At 74.0% G+C, this 17862-nt stretch carries 10 protein-coding genes; 6 read left to right on the plus strand and 4 right to left on the minus strand.

The features are described 5' to 3' along the window. Positions 1–157: 157 nt before the first annotated feature. Entirely contained in the window at positions 158–727 is a 570-nt protein-coding gene (locus tag ABT112_RS33345; RefSeq protein WP_351515550.1) for a MarR family winged helix-turn-helix transcriptional regulator, read from the minus strand. 128 nt (positions 728–855) lie between these two features. Between ABT112_RS33345 and ABT112_RS33350 the strand changes: the two genes are divergently transcribed. Further along, entirely contained in the window at positions 856–2193 is a 1338-nt protein-coding gene (locus tag ABT112_RS33350; protein ID WP_351515551.1) for an MFS transporter, read from the plus strand. A gap of 398 nt (positions 2194–2591) precedes the next feature. On the opposite strand, the gene ABT112_RS33355 is transcribed toward ABT112_RS33350, so the two are convergent. Together ABT112_RS33355 and ABT112_RS33360 are read right to left on the minus strand one after the other, a co-directional pair. Further along, on the minus strand, positions 2592–4586 hold the full coding sequence (locus tag ABT112_RS33355; RefSeq protein WP_351515552.1) for an ATP-binding SpoIIE family protein phosphatase: 1995 nt from the start codon (positions 4584–4586) through the stop codon (positions 2592–2594). Between the two features lie 169 nt (positions 4587–4755). Next, positions 4756–6099 carry an NAD(P)/FAD-dependent oxidoreductase gene (locus ABT112_RS33360; RefSeq protein ID WP_351515553.1) on the minus strand — a complete coding sequence of 448 codons (1344 nt, stop codon included), beginning with the start codon at positions 6097–6099 and terminating at the stop codon, positions 4756–4758. A gap of 427 nt (positions 6100–6526) precedes the next feature. On the opposite strand from ABT112_RS33360, the gene ABT112_RS33365 reads away from it, so the two are divergent. The 3 genes from ABT112_RS33365 to ABT112_RS35495 all read left to right on the plus strand — a co-directional run bounded on the left by ABT112_RS33365 (position 6527) and on the right by ABT112_RS35495 (position 11373). Continuing rightward, the gene (locus ABT112_RS33365) at positions 6527–7333 is read left to right on the plus strand and encodes a TetR/AcrR family transcriptional regulator (RefSeq protein ID WP_351515554.1); all 807 of its coding nucleotides are present in this window, start codon (positions 6527–6529) and stop codon (positions 7331–7333) included. A gap of 726 nt (positions 7334–8059) precedes the next feature. Beyond that, complete coding sequence (locus ABT112_RS33370; RefSeq protein ID WP_351515555.1) at positions 8060–8185, plus strand: hypothetical protein; 126 nt, start codon at positions 8060–8062, stop codon at positions 8183–8185. A gap of 770 nt (positions 8186–8955) precedes the next feature. Continuing rightward, entirely contained in the window at positions 8956–11373 is a 2418-nt protein-coding gene (locus ABT112_RS35495) for a sigma-70 family RNA polymerase sigma factor (protein WP_502975524.1), read from the plus strand. A 259-nt stretch (positions 11374–11632) separates the two neighbouring features. Here the strand turns inward: ABT112_RS35495 and ABT112_RS33385 are convergent, their stop codons facing one another. Beyond that, the gene (locus tag ABT112_RS33385; protein WP_351515556.1) at positions 11633–13798 is read right to left on the minus strand and encodes an asparagine synthase-related protein; all 2166 of its coding nucleotides are present in this window, start codon (positions 13796–13798) and stop codon (positions 11633–11635) included. Positions 13799–14500: 702 nt separating this feature from the next. On the opposite strand from ABT112_RS33385, the gene ABT112_RS33390 reads away from it, so the two are divergent. Together ABT112_RS33390 and lhgD are read left to right on the plus strand one after the other, a co-directional pair. Continuing rightward, entirely contained in the window at positions 14501–15931 is a 1431-nt protein-coding gene (locus tag ABT112_RS33390; RefSeq protein WP_351515557.1) for an NsdA family TPR-like regulatory protein, read from the plus strand. 333 nt (positions 15932–16264) lie between these two features. Continuing rightward, complete coding sequence (gene lhgD, locus ABT112_RS33395; RefSeq protein WP_351515558.1) at positions 16265–17506, plus strand: L-2-hydroxyglutarate dehydrogenase; 1242 nt, start codon at positions 16265–16267, stop codon at positions 17504–17506. The last annotated feature ends 356 nt before the right edge of the window (positions 17507–17862 follow it).

Raw genomic sequence — 17862 nt, forward strand, 5'->3', positions numbered from 1 at the left:
TAATCGAGCCATTCGGATCTGATTCCGGCATGCCGAAATCGTCCCCGCTGGGAGATCGTGCTGAGTGGTTTGCCGCCGGTGCGGCTCGAGTGGCTGCTCCGAAGCCGTATCGGCTCCGTGGCAACCCGAAGGACTATACGGACCGCGCCCGTGCGCGTCAACCTGCCTCGTCGAGGTCGGCCAGGCGGCCGTCGGCGTCGGGCTGGGCGTCCTCCACGCGCCGCAGGAGACGGGTCAGCACATCCCCCAACTGCGCCCGTTCCTCCGGTGAGAGGTCCTGGAGCAGGTCCTCCTCGAAGACCGATGCCAGCCGCATCGCCTCGAGCCACTTCTCCCGGCCCTCGTCGGTGAGCTCCACGATCACCCGGACGCGGTTGTTCTCGTCGCGTTCGCGGGTGACGAGACCTTCGCTCGCCATCCGGTCGACCCGGTGGGTCATCGCGGCGGGGGTGAGCCCCAGCCGTTTGGCCAGGTCCCCCGGTCCCAGGCGGTACGGGACACCGGCCAGGACGAGGGCCTTGAGGACCTCCCACTCGGCGTTGCTGATCCCGAGCGTGGCGGTCTGGCGTCCGTACGCGACGTTCATACGCCGGTTGAGCCGCTGGAGCGCCGAGACGACCTGCTCGACCTGGGGGTCGAGGTCGCGGAACTCGCGCTGGTAGGCCGCGATCTGCTCGTCGAGGCTCGGCTCCCGGTGCGACGCGGGCGGGGCGGGGGTGTCAGCCATGCCCGGGAGTATGGCATGCAACTCATTGGACTTGAAGTCCTTCTCTATGTACTCTTTAGCTTCGAACTTTACAGTTGAAGTCTTCAGACCTCGACTGTCCACCCCTCTCTCGACCTAGGTAGGTGAGTGTGACCACCGCGATGGGCGCAGCTCTGCGCCGGATCCAGCTGGGCAACGCGCTGAGCGCGTTCGGCAACGGCTTCACTGTTCCGTTCCTCTTCGTCTATGTGGCGCAGGTCCGGAATCTCGGCGCGAGCACGGCCGGTGTGGTGCTCGCGGCCTTCGCCGTCGCCGCGCTTGTCGTGCTGCCGTTCACCGGTCGGGTCATCGACCGGCGGGGTCCGTTGCCGGTTGCCATCGCGGGGTCGGTCGCCGCGGCCGTCGGGTCACTGGCGCTCGGGCTGGCCGAGCGCGAGCCGCTCGTCATCGGTGCGGCGGGGCTGCTGGGCGCCGGTATCGCCGTGATCCAGCCGGCGCTGGCCACCATGATCGTTTGGTGCTCCACGCCGGTCACCCGGTCCCGCGCGTTCGCGGGGCAGTTCTTCCTCAGCAACCTGGGACTCGGTGTCGGCGGACTGCTGGGCGGGCTCATCGTCGACACGTCGCGGCCGTCGAGCTTCGTGACGCTGTTCTCTATCGAGGCCGCGATGTTCCTGGTGCTGGCGGTGACGGCGGCGACCGTACGGCTGCCGGAGGTGCCCCGGGTCGACGACGCGGTGCCGACGGACGACCGGGCGAACGGCGGCTGGCGGGCCCTGCTCGGCGACCGGGCCATGGTCCAGCTGTGCGTGCTGGGCTTCGTGATGTTCTTCGCCTGCTACGGACAGTTCGAGTCGGGGCTCGCGGCCTTCGCCGTGGAGGCCGCCCGGATCTCGCCCTCGACGCTGGGGATCGCGCTGGCCGCCAACACCGCCGTCATCGTGCTGGCTCAGTTCGGTGTGCTGAAGCTGGTGGAGCGGCACCGGCGGAGCCGGGTCGTCGCGCTGGTCGGGGTGATCTGGACGCTGGCGTGGGTGGCGGCCGGGGTGTCCGGCCTGGTGCACGGCAGTCAGGCGATCGCGACCGGCGCGCTGATCACCACCTACGCGCTCTTCGGGCTGGGCGAGTCGATGCTCTCCCCGACCGTGGCGCCGCTGGTGGCCGACCTCGCGCCCGGCCCGCTGGTGGGGCAGTACAACTCGGCCTTCGCCCTGGTGAAGCAGCTGGCCCTGGCCGTCGGCCCCGCGGTGGGCGGGCTCATCGCCGGTGCGGGCATGTACACCGAGTACATCGTGCTGCTGCTGGCGTGCTCGCTGGGCATCACGGTGCTCGCCCTGCGGCTCGGGCAGCGGCTGACCCCGGCTCAGGACCGTCCGCACCGCACCGGGGCACCTGCCGAGGCCGCCGCCCCGGTGGTGATACCGGCGCAGCGGGCCGAGTCCGTACCGGCCGAGCCGGTGGCAGCCCAGGTGACGGCAGGGGTCTGACGGCGGGGGTCTGACGACAAGGGCCCTACGTCAGGGGCTCGGGTGGTCGGCTGCGGGTGTCTCTTCCGCGGGGTCGCGCCTGATCCGCGTGCCTCGACCGCCCCCGGTGGGAGCAGCGATGTGCTGCTGCCGCCGGGGGCGGTTCCGTTGTGCTGTGGACACGCGTTCTGTGGACACGCCTCAGGGGCCGTTCGACGGAGGTCGTGTTCTCCGGGGAAGGGAGCCATGGCCGGGGAGTGGCTCCCGGTCGGATTCCGTTCACGGGCTCCGTTCCCGTTCCGTTCGGGAGGCGGTGGTCCGTCAGGCGTACGTGGCGGACCGGCCCGGAGAGGCAGCTGAGCCGTCGGGCCGGGGCGCGCTCCGCTCCCCGCAAGGGTTCCGGTTGCGAGGCCCGGGGGTCATGGGGCGGGGAGGGCGAATTCGCACCAGACCGACTTGCCGCCGTCCGGAGTCCGGCGGCAGCCCCAGGACGAGGCGATCGTCGCGATGATCGAGATGCCGCGGCCGGCCTCGTCCACCGGTTCCGCGGTGCGGCGCCGCGGCAGATGGTCGTCGCCGTCGGTGACCTCGATGATCAGGCGCCGGTCCGTGCGCCGCAGGCGCAGCCGCATCGGCGGAATCCCATGCTGGAGGGAGTTGGCGACCAGCTCGCTGGCGGCCAGTACGCCCAGGTCCCGCAGCTCCGCCGGGAAGCGCCAGCTCGCCAGGACGCCGGACGCGAAGGCGCGGGCGCGCGGCGCGGCCTCGACTCCGCCGAGGAGTTCGAGCGCGGCGTTGTGGAAGAGCTCCGCGTCGTGTCCGCTGCGCGTGGGGTGCTGGAGGACGAGTACGGCGACGTCGTCGTCGTGGTCCGCGGTGACGCCCAGGGCCCGGATGAGGCGGTCGCAGACGACCTGGGGTGAGCCGGTGGCGCCGGCGAGCGCCTGCTCGAGGGCGTCGACGCCTTCGTCGATGTCCTTGTCCCGGCGCTCCACCAGGCCGTCGGTGTAGAGGACGGCGGTGGCGCCCGGCCCCAGGGGCATGGTTCCGGAGGCGTGCAGGTAGCCGCCGGTGCCCAGGGGCGGTCCGGTCGGTTCGGCGGCGCGGCGGACCGTGCCGTCCGCGTCGCGGACGATGATCGGCAGGTGCCCCGCGGAGGCGTGGACGAGCCGCCCTTCGTTGGGGTCGTGGACGGCGTAGACGCAGGTGGCGATCTGATGGGGGTCGATTTCGGCGGCCAGGCCGTCGAGGAGCTGGAGCACCTCGTGCGGGGGAAGGTCCAGCCGGGCGTAGGCGCGCACCGCGGTGCGGAGCTGACCCATGACGGCGGCGGCGCGTACGCCCCGGCCCATCACGTCCCCGATGACCAGGGCGGTGCGGCCGCCGCCGAGGGTGATGACGTCGTACCAGTCGCCGCCGACCGCGGCATCCGTGCCGCCGGGCTGATAGGTGACGGCGACCCGCAGGTCGTCGGGCTGCTCCAGCTCCTGCGGGAGAAGGCTGCGCTGGAGGGTGACGGCGGCTTCGCGCTGCCGCCGTTCGCTGGCGCGCAGCCGCTCGGCCGCCTCCACCTGGTCGGTGACGTCGGCGGCGAAGACCAGGACGCCGCGGTGGAGCTCCGGGGCGTCGGTGAGGTCGAGGGCGGTCGCGTCGGGCGACGCGACTGCTTCCTCGGCGGGGGCCTGCGCGGACGCCGTCTCCGAGGGTGCGGTGGCGGTGGATGCGGCGGCCACGGGTGCGGCTGAGGCGGGTCGGGTTGGCGCGGCTGCGGCCGGCGCGGCTGTGTCGTGCGGCGCTGCGGGATCAGGGACCGCGCCGTTCGGCGAGCCGGTGACCGTCCCGCCCGGAACCGCCGGGGCCGGCCCCTCGGCGAGGGGCGCCGCGGGGATGTCGATGGGGCTGCAGGTGAAGGTGAAGTAGCCGTCCCGGGCGGCGCCGCCGTCGGGCGCGACTCGGGCGCCCGGAACGCGGCGGGACTTGACGGTGCGGGGCTTGCCGCTGCGCAGCACCTGGTCCATCAGGGCGAGCAGGCCGAGTTCGGCGAGCTCGGGCAGTTCCGTCCGGGCGGGCTTGCCGGCCGCGCGCGGGCCGAAGACCGCGGCGTAGGCGTCGTTGACGTACGCGATGCGGTGGTCGGGCCCGTACACCACGGCGACCAGGCCGGGGACCTGCCCGAGGACCTCGCGCACGGACAGCCCGTCCACCGTCGGACGGTCCGCTCCGGGCGCGGGGGCGGTCGGGAGGGGGCGCGCCACGTCCGACGCGAGCCCCTGATGCTCACCGCGCGCCGCGGGAACGGCGCCGCCGGTACTCGCGGCCGTCGACGGCTGCGCGGGGCGCGCGCCGCGGTCGGTCCGCGAGGCGGCGCGTCGCTGTGTTCCGGGGAGCCGGGCGCTCCAGCGCGTGAAGTTCACTGAGTTTTGCCTCGTGATGTCGCTTCGGGTCAGCCGGGCCGGCCGGACGTACCACTGCACTCTTTGTAGGTGTGAGCCCACCCATGGTCACACGTCCAGTGTGGCCGAGGGCACTGACATACCTCAGACGCGGCCCGCTGCCGAGGAGTTCCGTTCCGGGCTCAGCCGGTCATGTCGTCTCGTTGTGACGACCGGTACCGGCAGCGAGTTCGAATTCGCCCCGGGGATTCTCCAGCGAGCCGAGGGAAACGATTTCCCTCTTGAACAGCCCGGAGAGGGTCCATTCGGCGAGCACCCGGGCCTTGCGGTTGAACGTCGGGATACGGCTGAGGTGATACACGCGGTGCATGAACCAGGCCGGGTAGCCCTTCAGCTTCCGGCCGTACACATGGGCGACGCCCTTGTGGAGGCCGAGGGACGCCACGGACCCGACGTACTTGTGCTCGTACTCCCGGACGGGCTCACCGCGCAGGGACGCAAGGAGGTTCTCGGCCAGAACCTTCGCCTGGCGGACGGCGTGCTGGGCGTTGGGCGCGCAGAGCGCGCCGGGCTCGTCGGACGTGACGTCCGGGACCGCCGCGGCGTCTCCCGCCGCCCAGGCGTGCTCGACCCCGTCGACGCGCAGCGCGGCGGTGCACTTGAGGCGGCCGCGGCCGTTCAGCGGGAGGCCGGTGGTGGCGAGGACGGGGTGCGGCTTGACGCCGGCGGTCCAGACCAGGGTGCGGGTCGGGAAGCGCGAGCCGTCGCTCAGCACCGCCACCCGGTCCTCGCAGCTCTCGAGGCGGGTCTCCATCCGGACGTCGATGCCCCGGCGGCGCAGCTCCCGGACGGCGTACCGGCCCATCTCCGCACCGACTTCGGGAAGGATCCGGTCGGTCGCCTCGACGAGGATCCACTTCATGTCCTCGGGGGAGACGTTGTGGTAGTACCGCGCGGCGTAGCGGGCCATGTCCTCCAGCTCCGCCAGCGCCTCCACACCGGCGTAGCCACCGCCGACGCAGACGAAGGTGAGCGCCGCGTCGCGCACTTCGGGGTCGCGTGTGGAAGAGGCGATGTCGAGCTGTTCGAGGACGTGATTGCGCAGGCCGATGGCCTCTTCGACGGTTTTGAAGCCGATTCCGTACTCGGCGAGGCCGGGGATCGGGAGGGTACGGGAGACCGACCCGGGCGCGAGGACGAGTTCGTCGTATTCGAGCTCGACGGCACCGGTGCCCTCCTCGTCGGTGGCGAGGGTGGTGATGGTCGCGGTGCGCTTGGCGTGGTCGATGGACCGCGCCTCGCCGATCACGACCTGGCAGTCGCCGAGGACCCGGCGGAGGGGGACGACCACATGGCGAGGGGAGATGGAACCGGCCGCGGCTTCCGGGAGGAAGGGCTGGTAGGTCATGTAGGGCTCGGGGTCGAGCACGACGATCCGGGCCTCGTCGCGTTTGAGCTTCCGCTGGAGGTGCAGCGCGGTGTACATCCCGACGTAGCCACCGCCGACAACGAGAATGCGCGCCGGTTCCTTCACAGAGGGTCTCCTCGCGACGTTGCTCAAGCCCCTGGTGCCCGCGCCAGGGCGCGGGGCCCCGCGGAGCGCTGACCCCTGCCGTGTACCCCGTGAAGACACAGCACTCTCCCATGAGGCACCTCCGGCCGGTGTTTGTCCACAGGCCCGTCGAAATGTATGACCGGAGGAAACGGCGGGAGCGGAGCGGGAGATTCCGGCCGCGGCGGACCAGAGGCGCAGGTCAGGTGGGGTGCGAGGGGTGGCACAGGCGTGGCGAATCAGGACGGATCGGGCCCGTGGGCCGAACGGGGGGAGGGCTGCCCGGAACTGCCCTCTTCATTCTTGACCTGGGCTCAACTATGTTCGTACTTCGTCGGGGTGCCAGACCGCCCCCGGCAGTCAGGGCGGGGAGTCTCCGGGGGGAGACATCATTACCGGGGGAACGGTTATGCACATTCAGGGCACTACTCATTGGCCGGCCGCTGTCGCTTCCGACGGCGGAGGACCTACGGCCACAACGGATGCCACCACCGCCACGGGCAGCGGCCCGGGCGCACGTTCCGCGCCACTGCGCGTGGACGCACAGCGCAACCTGGAGCACGTCCTGCGCGCCGCCCGCGAGGTCTTCGGCGAGCTGGGCTACGGGGCTCCGATGGAAGACGTGGCGCGCCGTGCGCGCGTCGGCGTGGGGACCGTGTACCGGCGGTTCCCGAGCAAGGACGTGCTGGTCCGGCGAATAGCCGAAGAGGAGACGGCCAGGCTGACCGAGCAGGCGCGGACTGCTCTGGGGCAGGAGGACGAGCCGTGGTCGGCGCTCTCCCGGTTCCTGCGGACCTCGGTGGCATCGGGCGCCGGCCGGCTGCTGCCGCCGCAGGTGCTGCGGGTGCAGACGGACGAGGCGGAGCCGGCCGACGCGAAGAGCGCCGAGGCGCGGGCTGCCGAGGTGGCCGGAGCGCGCGTTCCGCAGCAGCGTCAGGCGGAGCAGGGACTGCGCCTGGTGGAGCAGCCCGCCAGGGCGGCGGCCGGCGAGCCGGACAAGGATGCCGGGGCCGCGGCACTGCTCGAGGTCGTGGGGCGGCTCGTGGAGCGGGCCCGCGCGGCGGGTGAGCTGCGCACGGACGTGACGGTCGCCGACGTACTGCTGGTGATCGCCACCGCGGCCCCGTCCCTGCCGGACGCGGCCCAGCAGCAGGCCGCTTCGACCCGGCTGCTGGACATTCTGCTGGAGGGCCTGCGGTCTCGCCCGACGGTGTGAGACGTGCGGCCGACGGCGTCAGGGGTTGGTCGGACCGGCCCGCCGACCCCTGACAGCCACCGGCTCGGAGGTGATCCGGGTTGGTGGCGATCCGGGTCGGTGGGGCGCCGGGCCGGAGGGCCGCCGGGCTGCCCCATGACGCCTTGGTGCGCCTCAGCAGAGCAGCCCGCGAACGGCGCCGGGAGCCCCTGCGCACCGTCGGCCACGGCGGTGCCGGGCACCGCGGCCACCGCGCACAGCGCCGCCATCGACAACACCCGAAGGGGTGACTGCCGTGTCATGCGCGTGAAGGCACCCCGGATGGGTGGTTGAGGGCGCAAGCTCGGTGCAGTGGGGCTCGGTTGTGGGACGCTGACGCGGAATGTTGGGGCATGTCGGCGTGTACAGGGGCTTCCGGGATGGGTGCTGACGGGCGGGACGAAACGCACGGTCACGGCGAGCCGGACACCGGACAGACCGCACGGCAGCCGGAGTTGTTGCGGCCCCCGCAGGTCCCGGAGCAGAACAGTTGCCCGGACGCACCCTCCACCGATGTCCCGAGCCCCGGCACGCCACCGCATCCGAGCGTCCCGCAGCAGCGCAGCGGCTTCTCCGACGCGGACACCGCCACCCCTGCTGGAAGAGCTGACGAAGGTGCCGCCGAAGGTACCGGGCCGGGGGACGACGGGTCCGCGGTGCGGGTGCGGGGAGCTGGCGCGGCGCCGCAGGGTGCTGAGGGTGACGGGGGTGGCGCCGGCGGTGACGGTGGCGGTGATCGTGCCGGCGGCGCTGATGGCGCTGAAAGCGTTGGTGGGGCTCGTGGTCCGGCGGGATCCGGTGGCGGTGGCGGTTCCGGGGCTGCGGCTCCTGTGAACGGCGTGCCTGGCGAGGTGTCACGGAGCGGCGGCCGGACCGGGAGTGGCACAAGTGCCGGCGGCGAAAACAAGCCAATTCGCGGCACCGGCGGCAGCGTCTCGAATCGATGCGAAGCGGGTGTCTGGGCAGAAACTGAGACAAACCCCCGCACACCCACCGGAGCGGGCAGAGCAAGCGGTAGGCGTCCCAGGCCGAGCCGGAGCACCACGGTCGGCACGGGGCTCGGCTCGGGGGCGAGGCCGGGGGCGGGGCCGGGGCCGGGGCCGAGGTCAGGATCGGCGTCGGCGTCGGCGTCGGGATCGGCATCGGGGTCCGCGTCGGAGTCGGGGTCGGAGTCGGGGTCGGCATCGGGGTCCGCGTCGGAGTCGGGGTCGGGATCGGCACCGGGGTCGGGGTCCGCGACCACGTCGGCGTCCCCATTTGCGGCGGGCTCGGGGGCGGGTTCGGGGTCGGGGTCGGAACATGTCGCCGGCACAGCGGGAGGGGTCGAGGCTGACGGGGGCGCGGAGGGAGAACCCTCGGCCGTCGGGGGCATGGCGGGAGGCGCTAGGCCCTCGTGGGTCGCCGAGAGAACGGGATGCGACGGGGGCGCGGGGGCCGACGGCGTCGCTGGGGCCGGTGAGGCCGGGGATGGCGATGGCGGCGGAAGGTCCGGCGGGGACGCGGGGACCTGCGGAAGGGCTGAGCTCGGTCAAGAGGCGAGGACCGGCGCCACAGCGGACGGGCGTGGCGGGCGTGGCGGGAGCCCGGCCGGTCCGGGTGAATCGGTGGCCTCCGACGCCGAGTTGATCACTCGGGTACGGGGTGGGGACACCGGCGCGTACGAAGAGCTGTACCGTCGGCATGCGGGAGCGGTGCGGCGTTACGCCGCGCACTGCTGCCGTGATCTGCACACGGCGGAGGATCTGACCGGCGAGGTGTTCACCCGCACCTTGCAGGCGGTGCGTCGCGGGTCGGGTCCGGACGCCGCGGTGCGTGCCTATCTGCTGACCACGGTCCGTCGGGTGGCCGCGGCATGGACGCGCACGGCGAAGCGGGAGCACCTCGTCGAGGACTTCGCGGTGTTCGCGGCGTCGGCGGCACGTTCTCCGGCGTCCGAGGAGACCGCGCCCTACGGAGCGGGGCCATTCTGGGCCGCCCCGTCCGGTACCGAGAACCCGGGCGCGGATGTGCAGGCCATGCATCAGGCTGAGCGTTCGCTCGCCGTTCAGGCCTTCCGCAGCCTGCCGGAGCGCTGGCAGACCGTGCTGTGGCACACGACCGTCGAGGACGAGTCCCCCAGGGACGTGGCACCGCTGCTGGGACTCACCGCGAACGCCACCGCGGTGCTGGCGCACCGCGCTCGTGAAGGACTCAAGCAGGCGTATCTGCAAGCCCATGTGAACACTTCGCTGACCTCGGGCGGCAGTTGTTCCCGGTATGCCGACCAGCTGGGTGCGTTTGTCCGCGGGAGTCTGCGCTCCCGGGCCGAGCGGGGGCTGCGGAAGCATCTGGAGACCTGCGCGAACTGCCGTATGGCCGCGCTGGAGGTCAACGACGTCAATGAGCGGCTGCGGGCAGTCCTGCCCGTGGCGGTCATCGGCTGGTTCGCGGCCGGCTACGCGCTCAAGGCGGCGGGGCTCGCGGCCGGGGCAGGCGCCGCGGCCGGGGCCGCAGCCGGGGCGGGCACTGCGGGGGCAGGCGCGGGCACCGCAAGTGCGGGTGCGGGTTCCGGGGCAGGCACCGCAAGTGCAGGAGCGAGCACCGGCTCCGGAGCAGGCACCGCGAGTACAGGAGCGAGCACCGGCTCCGGAGCAGGCACCGCGAGTACAGGAGCGAGCACCGGCTCCGGAGCGGCGTCGGCCGGAGCCGGAACGGCCGCTCCGGGCACGGCTGCCGGGACAACGGCCGGCACCGGCAGCGCTGCCGGAACCGGCAGCGGAGCAGTCGGGGCCGGCGCGGGAGCCACAGGGACCAGCGGTGGTCCTGGCGCGGGTGGAGCAGGCGCCGTCGGCGGAACCGGCGCGGGCAGTGCCGACGCGGGCGGCGCCGGCGTCGGAACCGGAGCAGGCGGAGTTGACTCGGGCGGCACGGGTGCGGGCAGTGCCGGTGCGGGCGGAACCGGGACGGCAACCGGCACCGGGGCCGGAGCCGGAGCCGGAGCCGGAGCCGGGACTGGGGCAGGCGCCGGGACTGGGACTGGAGCCGGGACTGGGGCTGGGGCAGGAGCCGGCGTTGGATCGGCGGGTTCCGGTGGGGGTGTTTCCGTGTTCGGCGGGCTTTCCCTCCCGGTGAAGGTGGGCATCGCGGCGGGAGCGGTCATGACCGCCATGGCCACGGTGTACGTCCTGGCCGGTGGGCAGGACGGGCAGCGGAACGCATCGCCGCGCGCGATGCAGTCGGCCGGTCCTCACGCTCCCGGCCGGCCCGGAGCCGAACCCAGTGGGCCGCCGGGGACGTTGCACAGCCCTGGTCCCACACCCGGATCCGTTCCCCCGACGGCATCGTCCCCGGAGGCGCCGTCATCGGCGGGCGCACCGTCGGGAGCAGCAGCGTCAGGATCGGATCAGTCGGGAACGGATCAGTCGAGGGCGCCGTCGGAGGGCTCGTCCACCGGGGCGGCGCCGTCAGCGGCTCCCGGCGGGACGGGAGGGTCCGCAGATCCGGAGGGCCCGCCCGCGGCCTCCGGGACGGCCGGCGCTCCCGGAGCTCAGCACGCGCCTCCGGGGCAGGGGGCCGCGGGCCCACCGACCGGTTCGGCCGCCCCGCCCGGCCGCTCCTACCTCCTCGATCACCTCACCGTCGAGGTGCGCGGACAGGTGGCGGCCCCCAGGGTGCGGGTCGGTGCGAGCAGTTGGCTGTGGCGGCGCAGAGGCGTGTCGATCGGCGGTACGCGCTACTCGCACGGCGTTACGGTCCGGGCGAAGTCGTCCGTGACCGTCGATCTTCAGCGGCGCTGCGTGGCCTTCGAGGCGTTCGTCGGAGTGGACGACATGGGGCTGGGGAACGGCACGGTGCGGTTCGCCGTCCGGGGTGACGGCGCGCTCCTGTGGCGGTCGGGCGTGCTGCGGAGCGGCGATGCGGCTGCCCCGGTGCACGTGGACGTCTCAGGAGTGAGAACGGTCCGCCTCGTCGTCGAACCGGCTTCGCTGCTGGGTGCGCCGGCGCCCGCCGACTGGGCCCAGGCTCGCCTCACCTGCCGGTAGCGTCCCCGCAGGCGGCGGCATGCGGCGACAGCCGCATGCCGTTGGCCGTCCATCCGTCCATCCGTCCGGTCAGCCGAGCGCCGACAGGCCCTGAGCTGGGGGATGCGGCCGCTGCCGCGCCCACGCCCACCACCGCGGCAGCATCCGCAGCCGAACGTTGTGGACGAAGACCTGCGAACCGAGATCCTGCGCAACGGGATGCAGAAGAGGGCCGCACAGGGCCGTGGTGAGGCGGCCCCCCGTCCTTACAGCGCCGTCCTCACAGCGCCCGGCGCGGCACCACGCCTCCGGCGACCGCCCGTTGCCGTGGGGCGTCCGCCCCCGTCCAGCAGGTGCCCCGGCGTTGCAGCAGCCGGCGGAGCCACAGCTCCGTCGAGACCAGCTCCGCCAGGCCGTCCAGCGGCAGCGGCTCGCCCCCGGCCGCGGCCCGCAACGCCCGGCGGACGACCCGGGCTTCGACCAGCCCCGCATCCGCCAGCAGGGGAGCGTCGAAGAGGGCGAGGAGGTCGTTCATGGCGCTCCGCAGTCCCGTGCGGGCCGCCGCCGCGTGGGAGGCCTGGGAGGGGGCGCCCCAGCCGGGCGGGAGGTCGCGGATTCCGGCCCCCGCCAGTACCGCGCGCAACACCGAGGCACGCGCCCCCGGTTGCACGCGCAGCGCTTCGGGGAGCGCACGGCAGGCCCGTACGACCTGGTTGTCGAGAAAGGGCGTGTGCAGCCGCTGGCTGCGTACCTCCGCCGCCTGTTCGAAGACCCGGTGGTCCGTGGCGTACCGGGCGAGTGCCGCCCGGGCCCGTCGCTCACCGGGGCGTTCCAGCGGGCCCGGCCGGACGGCGGCCTCCTGGAGGCGTACCGACACCTCGGCGAGCGCCTCGCCGGTCAGCCAGCGCGCGGCCGGGCCGGGGCGGCACCAGGCCAGGGCGGCCACGGAGGCGTCGACCGCGCCACCCGCGGCGAGGGGGCCGGGCGGTCCGACGGGCGCGACCGCGTCCGGGCCGTCCTCGAAACGCCGGTGCAGCAGCCGCTCGGCGACCTCCCGGACGCCCTCCTGGTACGGCGTCCGGGCCAGTCTGCGCGCGGCCCGGTAGACGGTGAAGGGGACGAACAGCGAGTGCGCCGACGGCCCGTCGGCCTTGGCGAGCGCGGCCACCGGTTTCAGCAGCCGGCGGCGCTGCCGGTCCATCAGCAGGTCGGCCAGGCGGGCGGGGTGGGCGTCGAGGACCTGTCGCGCCCCGTGGCCGGTGAGATGGTCGGCGCTGCCGGCGAGGAGCCTCCGGCGGTGGCGTTCCGCGACGACCAGTGACGGGCCCGGCTCGTCGGTCAACGGCCCGCTGTCCAGCTCGGTGTACGGCAGGGCCTCCTCGCCCGCGGCGACGACGACATGGTGCAGACGGGGGTTGGCGGCGATGCTGCGCGCCCGTTCGAGCTCGGCCTCGCGGGGCCGCGGCACCCCCGCTGCTCCGCCGCCGCGCTCCGCGGTGAGGTCGTTGAAGGTGACGGCGAGGAGCCGTTCGCCCGCCTCGGTGCCGTGCCCCAGCGGGGTCCCGGGCACCCCCGGCAGGCCCGCGGCGAGCAGGGCGAGCGTCGCGGAGGCGCTGCCGCCGGACAGGTCGGCGCCGATGCCCGGTGCCGGGGCGCCGCGGGCCGCTCTCCGCTCGGCGGGGCCCATGCCGGGCACCGGCCCGGGATCCGGAGCGACGGTCTCCGGTGCGTGCCGGGGTGCGGCGAGCCGGGCGCGGACGGCGTCCAGCAGCGCGTCCCGTACGGCGTCCACGGCCTGCGCGGGTTCGAGGCGGGGCGCGGCGACGGCGAGGGAGGCGACCGGCTCGTACCCGGCGATCTCCCGGGCCCCGTCGCGCAGGATCAGGGCGTGGCCGGGCGGCACCCGCCGCACCCCCGCATAGGGCGTGCCGTCGCCGAGCGCCTCCGGGGCGTCGGGGCAGGCGAGCAGGGCGGCGAGGTGTCCGATGTCGAGCTGGGCCTCGACCAGGTCGGCGAGGGGCAGCGCGGCGGTGGCGTACGCGGTGCCGTCGGCCCAGGGCGTGTGGAAGACGGGCCGGGCTCCGGCCAGGTCCCCCGCGATGGTGATCCGGCGGCCGACCTGGGCGACGGCGGTGTAGCTGCCGGGCCAGGCGGTGAGATGGCGGAGGGCACCGCCCCGCGCGGCGATCAGGCCCAGGCGCAGCTCCTCGTCGCTGGCGCCGCAGCAGCCCAGCACGGCGAGGCGGCTGACGGGGCCGTCCTTGCCGTAGGCGAGGGGCGGGGGGTCGGCGCGGACGATGCGCACCTCGTCGGGGCGCCAGTCGCCGACCGCCCACAGCGGGTCGGGGTCCCCCCAGAGCAGGTGGGCGCCGACGGGCTGCAGCGTGCGCCGCTCCTCGGTGACCGGTACCGCGGCGGCACAGCTCCATCCCACCAACCAGCGCATCGCCGCCTCCACAGGCTGTGGACAACCAAGAAGTCGCAGTCATCATGCACAGGAAGCCGACGGTTCCGGCATCGAACACGACAACGCCCTGATCACGATGTGCGGCGCGGAAGGTGCCCAACAGGACGGCAAACGAGCGCGAATGAACGCCGACGGACCCTGCGGCACGGTGCGATGCCCGCCCCGTCGGGACCATGCTGCCACGGCGAACGCCCCGGGGAGCGGCTCCGGAGCAGGCGTCGACGGAGGATGCGCGCCCGCACCCGTGCCGGTGCACGCCGGGGCAACACCCGGCCGCGAAGGCGCCATTCGGCCAAACTGACGGGGCACGCCCGTGCGAGGGGGCACCGGCGCGCGCTGCGGGGAATCGGCGCAGTCCGGGAGGCGGCGACCGCCCCCCGGACCGTTCCACCACCCGCGGGGAATGAGGTGGCGGTGTCCCCCAGCCCACTGGACCCAGCGCAGTGGGCCGACCCACGCCCTCATCGAAGCGCCGCGGCGCATACCGGGCCAGAGCGCACGGCCGGGCGCACGGCCACACATGCCGGGGGCACAACTTCCCCAGGGCGCACTCCTGTACGGACAACAATCTCGCCATCCGGAACGCCGCCTCTTAACGGTAGGGATGCAGCGAACTACGCTGGGTTTACGAATGCCTCGCGCCTATGCCGGGGCGGCCGTCGGGGTGTCGAGGGGTGGCGCATGTCCAGGGAGCAACGCGGGCCGAACGAGAAGCTCGGCACCGTTCTCACCCTCGCCGGGATCAGCAACGCGGGGCTGGCGAGACGGGTCAACGATCTTGGCGCACAACGGGGGTTGACCCTGCGGTACGACAAGACATCGGTCGCCCGGTGGGTGTCGAAGGGCATGGTGCCGCAGGGCGCCGCGCCCCACCTCATCGCCGCCGCCATCGGCAGCAAGCTCGGCCGGCCCGTGCCGCTGCACGAGATCGGGCTCGCGGACGCCGACCCGGCGCCGGAGGTCGGCCTGGCCTTCCCGCGCGACGTGGGCGCCGCCGTCCGGTCCGCGACGGAGCTCTACCGGCTCGACCTCGCCGGACGCCGGACCGGGGGCGGCATCTGGCAGAGCCTGGCCGGGTCGTTCTCGGTGAGCGCCTACGCCACCCCGGCCTCCCGCTGGCTCATAACCCCGGCCGACAGCGCGGCGGCCCGCGACGCCAAGGAGGCCGAGGCGAGCGGCGCGGACGGAGCGGCCCTGCGGGTCGGCCACAGCGATGTGACGAAGCTGCGCGAGGCGGCCGAGGACGCCCGGCGCTGGGACTCCAAGTACGGCGGCGGGGACTGGCGTTCGTCGATGGTGCCCGAGTGCTTACGCGTCGACGCCGCGCCCCTGCTGCTCGGCTCCTACAGCGACGAGGTCGGCCGCTCGCTCTTCGGCGCGACCGCGGAACTCACCCGGCTCGCCGGGTGGATGGCCTTCGACACCGGGCAGCAGGAGGCCGCGCAGCGCTACTACATCCAGGCGCTGCGGCTCGCCCGGGCCGCCGCCGACGTGCCCCTCGGCGGCTATGTGCTCGCCTCGATGAGCCTGCAGGCCACGTACCGCGGCTTCGCCGACGAGGGCGTGGACCTCGCCCAGGCCGCCGTGGAACGCAACCGCGGGCTGGCGACCGCGCGCACCATGAGCTTCTTCCGGCTCGTGGAGGCCCGCGCCCACGCCAAGGCCGGGGACTCCGCGGCGGCGGGCGCGGCGCTGCGGGCGGCCGAGGCCTGGCTGGAGCGGTCCCGGCAGGGCGACTGCGACCCGTCCTGGCTCGGCTTCTACTCGGAGGACCGGTTCGCCGCCGACGCCGCCGAGTGCTACCGCGATCTCAAGGCGCCGCGCCAGGTGCGGCGGTTCACGGAGCAGGCCCTGTCCCGGCCCACGGAGGAGTTCGTCCGCTCGCACGGGCTGCGGCTCGTCGTCTCCGCCGTGGCCGAACTGGAGTCCGGGAACCTCGACGCGGCCTGCGCCCAGGGCACCCGCGCGGTGGAGGTCGCGGGGCGCATCTCGTCGGCCCGGACCACGGAGTACGTGCGGGATCTGCTGCACCGGCTGGAGCCGTACGGGGACGAGCCGCGCGTCGTGGAACTGCGGGAGCGGGCCAGGCCGCTGCTGCTGGCCCAGGCGTAGCGGCTGGGGGCCGGGGCGGCGGCTGCGGGCCTGCGGCGGCGGCCGGGGCGGTGGGGCTGCGGCTTTCGGGGCGGTGGGGCTGCGGGGTGGTGGGTCTGTGGTGGGTCCGGTGGCCTGTCTGTTCTCCGGCGGTCGCGCCCGTGGGCTCCCCCTTGTGCCGCAAGGGCTCCGCCGGTGCCGGTGGGGGGTTTCGGGCCGTTGTCAGTGGGCCAAGGCATCATCGTGAGTGCGGCACCGTGAGATCGGGGTCGCGGTGAGTGCGGCTCGGTGTCGTGGAGGCGGCGTCGGCGCGGCCGTCGGGGGTCGCGCCGGGGCGGAGCGAGAGGTGGGGCGGTGGCGCAGGAGACCGATGTGCTGGTGATCGGTGCGGGGATCGTCGGTCTGTCCACCGCGTATGCGATCACGCGCGCCGCTCCCGGCACGCGGGTCACCGTCCTGGAGAAGGAGTCCGGCCCCTCCCGGCATCAGACGGGTCGCAACAGCGGTGTGATCCACAGCGGCATCTACTACCGCCCGGGCTCCCTCAAGGCACGGTTCGCGGCGGAGGGCGCCGCGGAGATGGTGAAATTCTGCGCCGAGCACCGCATCCCGCACGAGGTGACGGGCAAGCTGATCCTCGCGACCGAGCGCTCCGAGCTGCCCCGGCTGCACGCACTGGTCCAGCGCGGCCGGGAGAACGGCATTCCGGTGCACGAGCTGGGCCCCTCGCAGATCGCCGAGTACGAGCCGCACGTCCGCGGTCTGGCCGCCATCCATGTGGGCACCACCGGCATCTGTGACTTCGGGGCGGTCTCGGAGCGGCTGGCCCAGCTCGCGCAGGACGCGGGTGCGCGGATCCGGTACGGGGCGGAGGTGCGGGTCATCGGCCGGCGGACCGGGGGGCGGGCGGACCGGCGGGCGCCGGAGATCGCGGTCCGCACCGCGGACGGCGAGGTGGTGCGGGCGCGGGCCCTGGTCAACTGCGCCGGGCTGCACTGCGACCGGGTGGCGCGGCTGGCGGGGGACGACCCGGGGATGCGGATCGTGCCGTTCCGCGGCGAGTACTACGAGCTGGTCCGGGACCGTCAGGACCTGGTGCGGGGCCTGGTCTACCCGGTCCCCGACCCGGCCTTCCCCTTCCTGGGCGTCCACCTGACCCGGGGCATCGAGGGGTCGGTCCACCTGGGGCCCAACGCGGTGCCCGCGCTCGCCCGCGAGGGCTACGACTGGCGGACCGTACGGCCCGCGGAGCTCGCCGGGACGCTGGCGTACCCCGGGTCGTGGCGGATCGCCCGGCGCCACTGGCGGTACGGCACGGGGGAGCTGCACCGTTCGCTGTCCAAGCGGGCGTTCACGGACGCGGTCCGGCGGCTGCTGCCCGAGGTGTCCGCCGAGGACCTGATACCGGCTCCGGCCGGGGTCCGGGCGCAGGCGGTGCTGCCGGACGGGACGCTGGTGGACGACTTCCTCTTCGCCGAGTCCCCCGGCATGGTGCATGTGCTGAACGCGCCCTCACCGGCGGCGACGGCGTCGTTGCCGATCGGGCGGGAGGTGGCGCGGCGGGCGGTGGCTGCGTTGGGGGCTGTGCGGGTTTAGGGGGTGCGGGTTGGGGGGGGCGCGGCCGGTCGGCTGCGGCGCGGGGCCGGGGTCAGCAGGGTCGTCTGGACCGCCTGGGTCGTCTGGGCCGCTTGGGCCGCCTGTGCCGCCGAGTGGCGGTGCCGGCGGGGCACGGAGCTGGTGCGGGCTGGGCGGCGCGGGTTGGTACGGGGCACGGCATAGGGGCCGGGGCCTCCGGGTGCGTCGTGGGTACGGGGTCGGGGCCTCCGGGGTGGGGGTTCCGGGAACGTATATTTACGGCAAGACCGGGAAGTTAGGGTCTGTCGTCGCAGGTCAAGTGTGACTCTGTGTGTTGACGAAGCAACGGAGCCCCTGTCACAACTGTGAGTGTCGAG

The organism is Streptomyces sp. NPDC002055 (assembly GCF_040296705.1).
GTDB lineage: Bacteria > Actinomycetota > Actinomycetes > Streptomycetales > Streptomycetaceae > Streptomyces.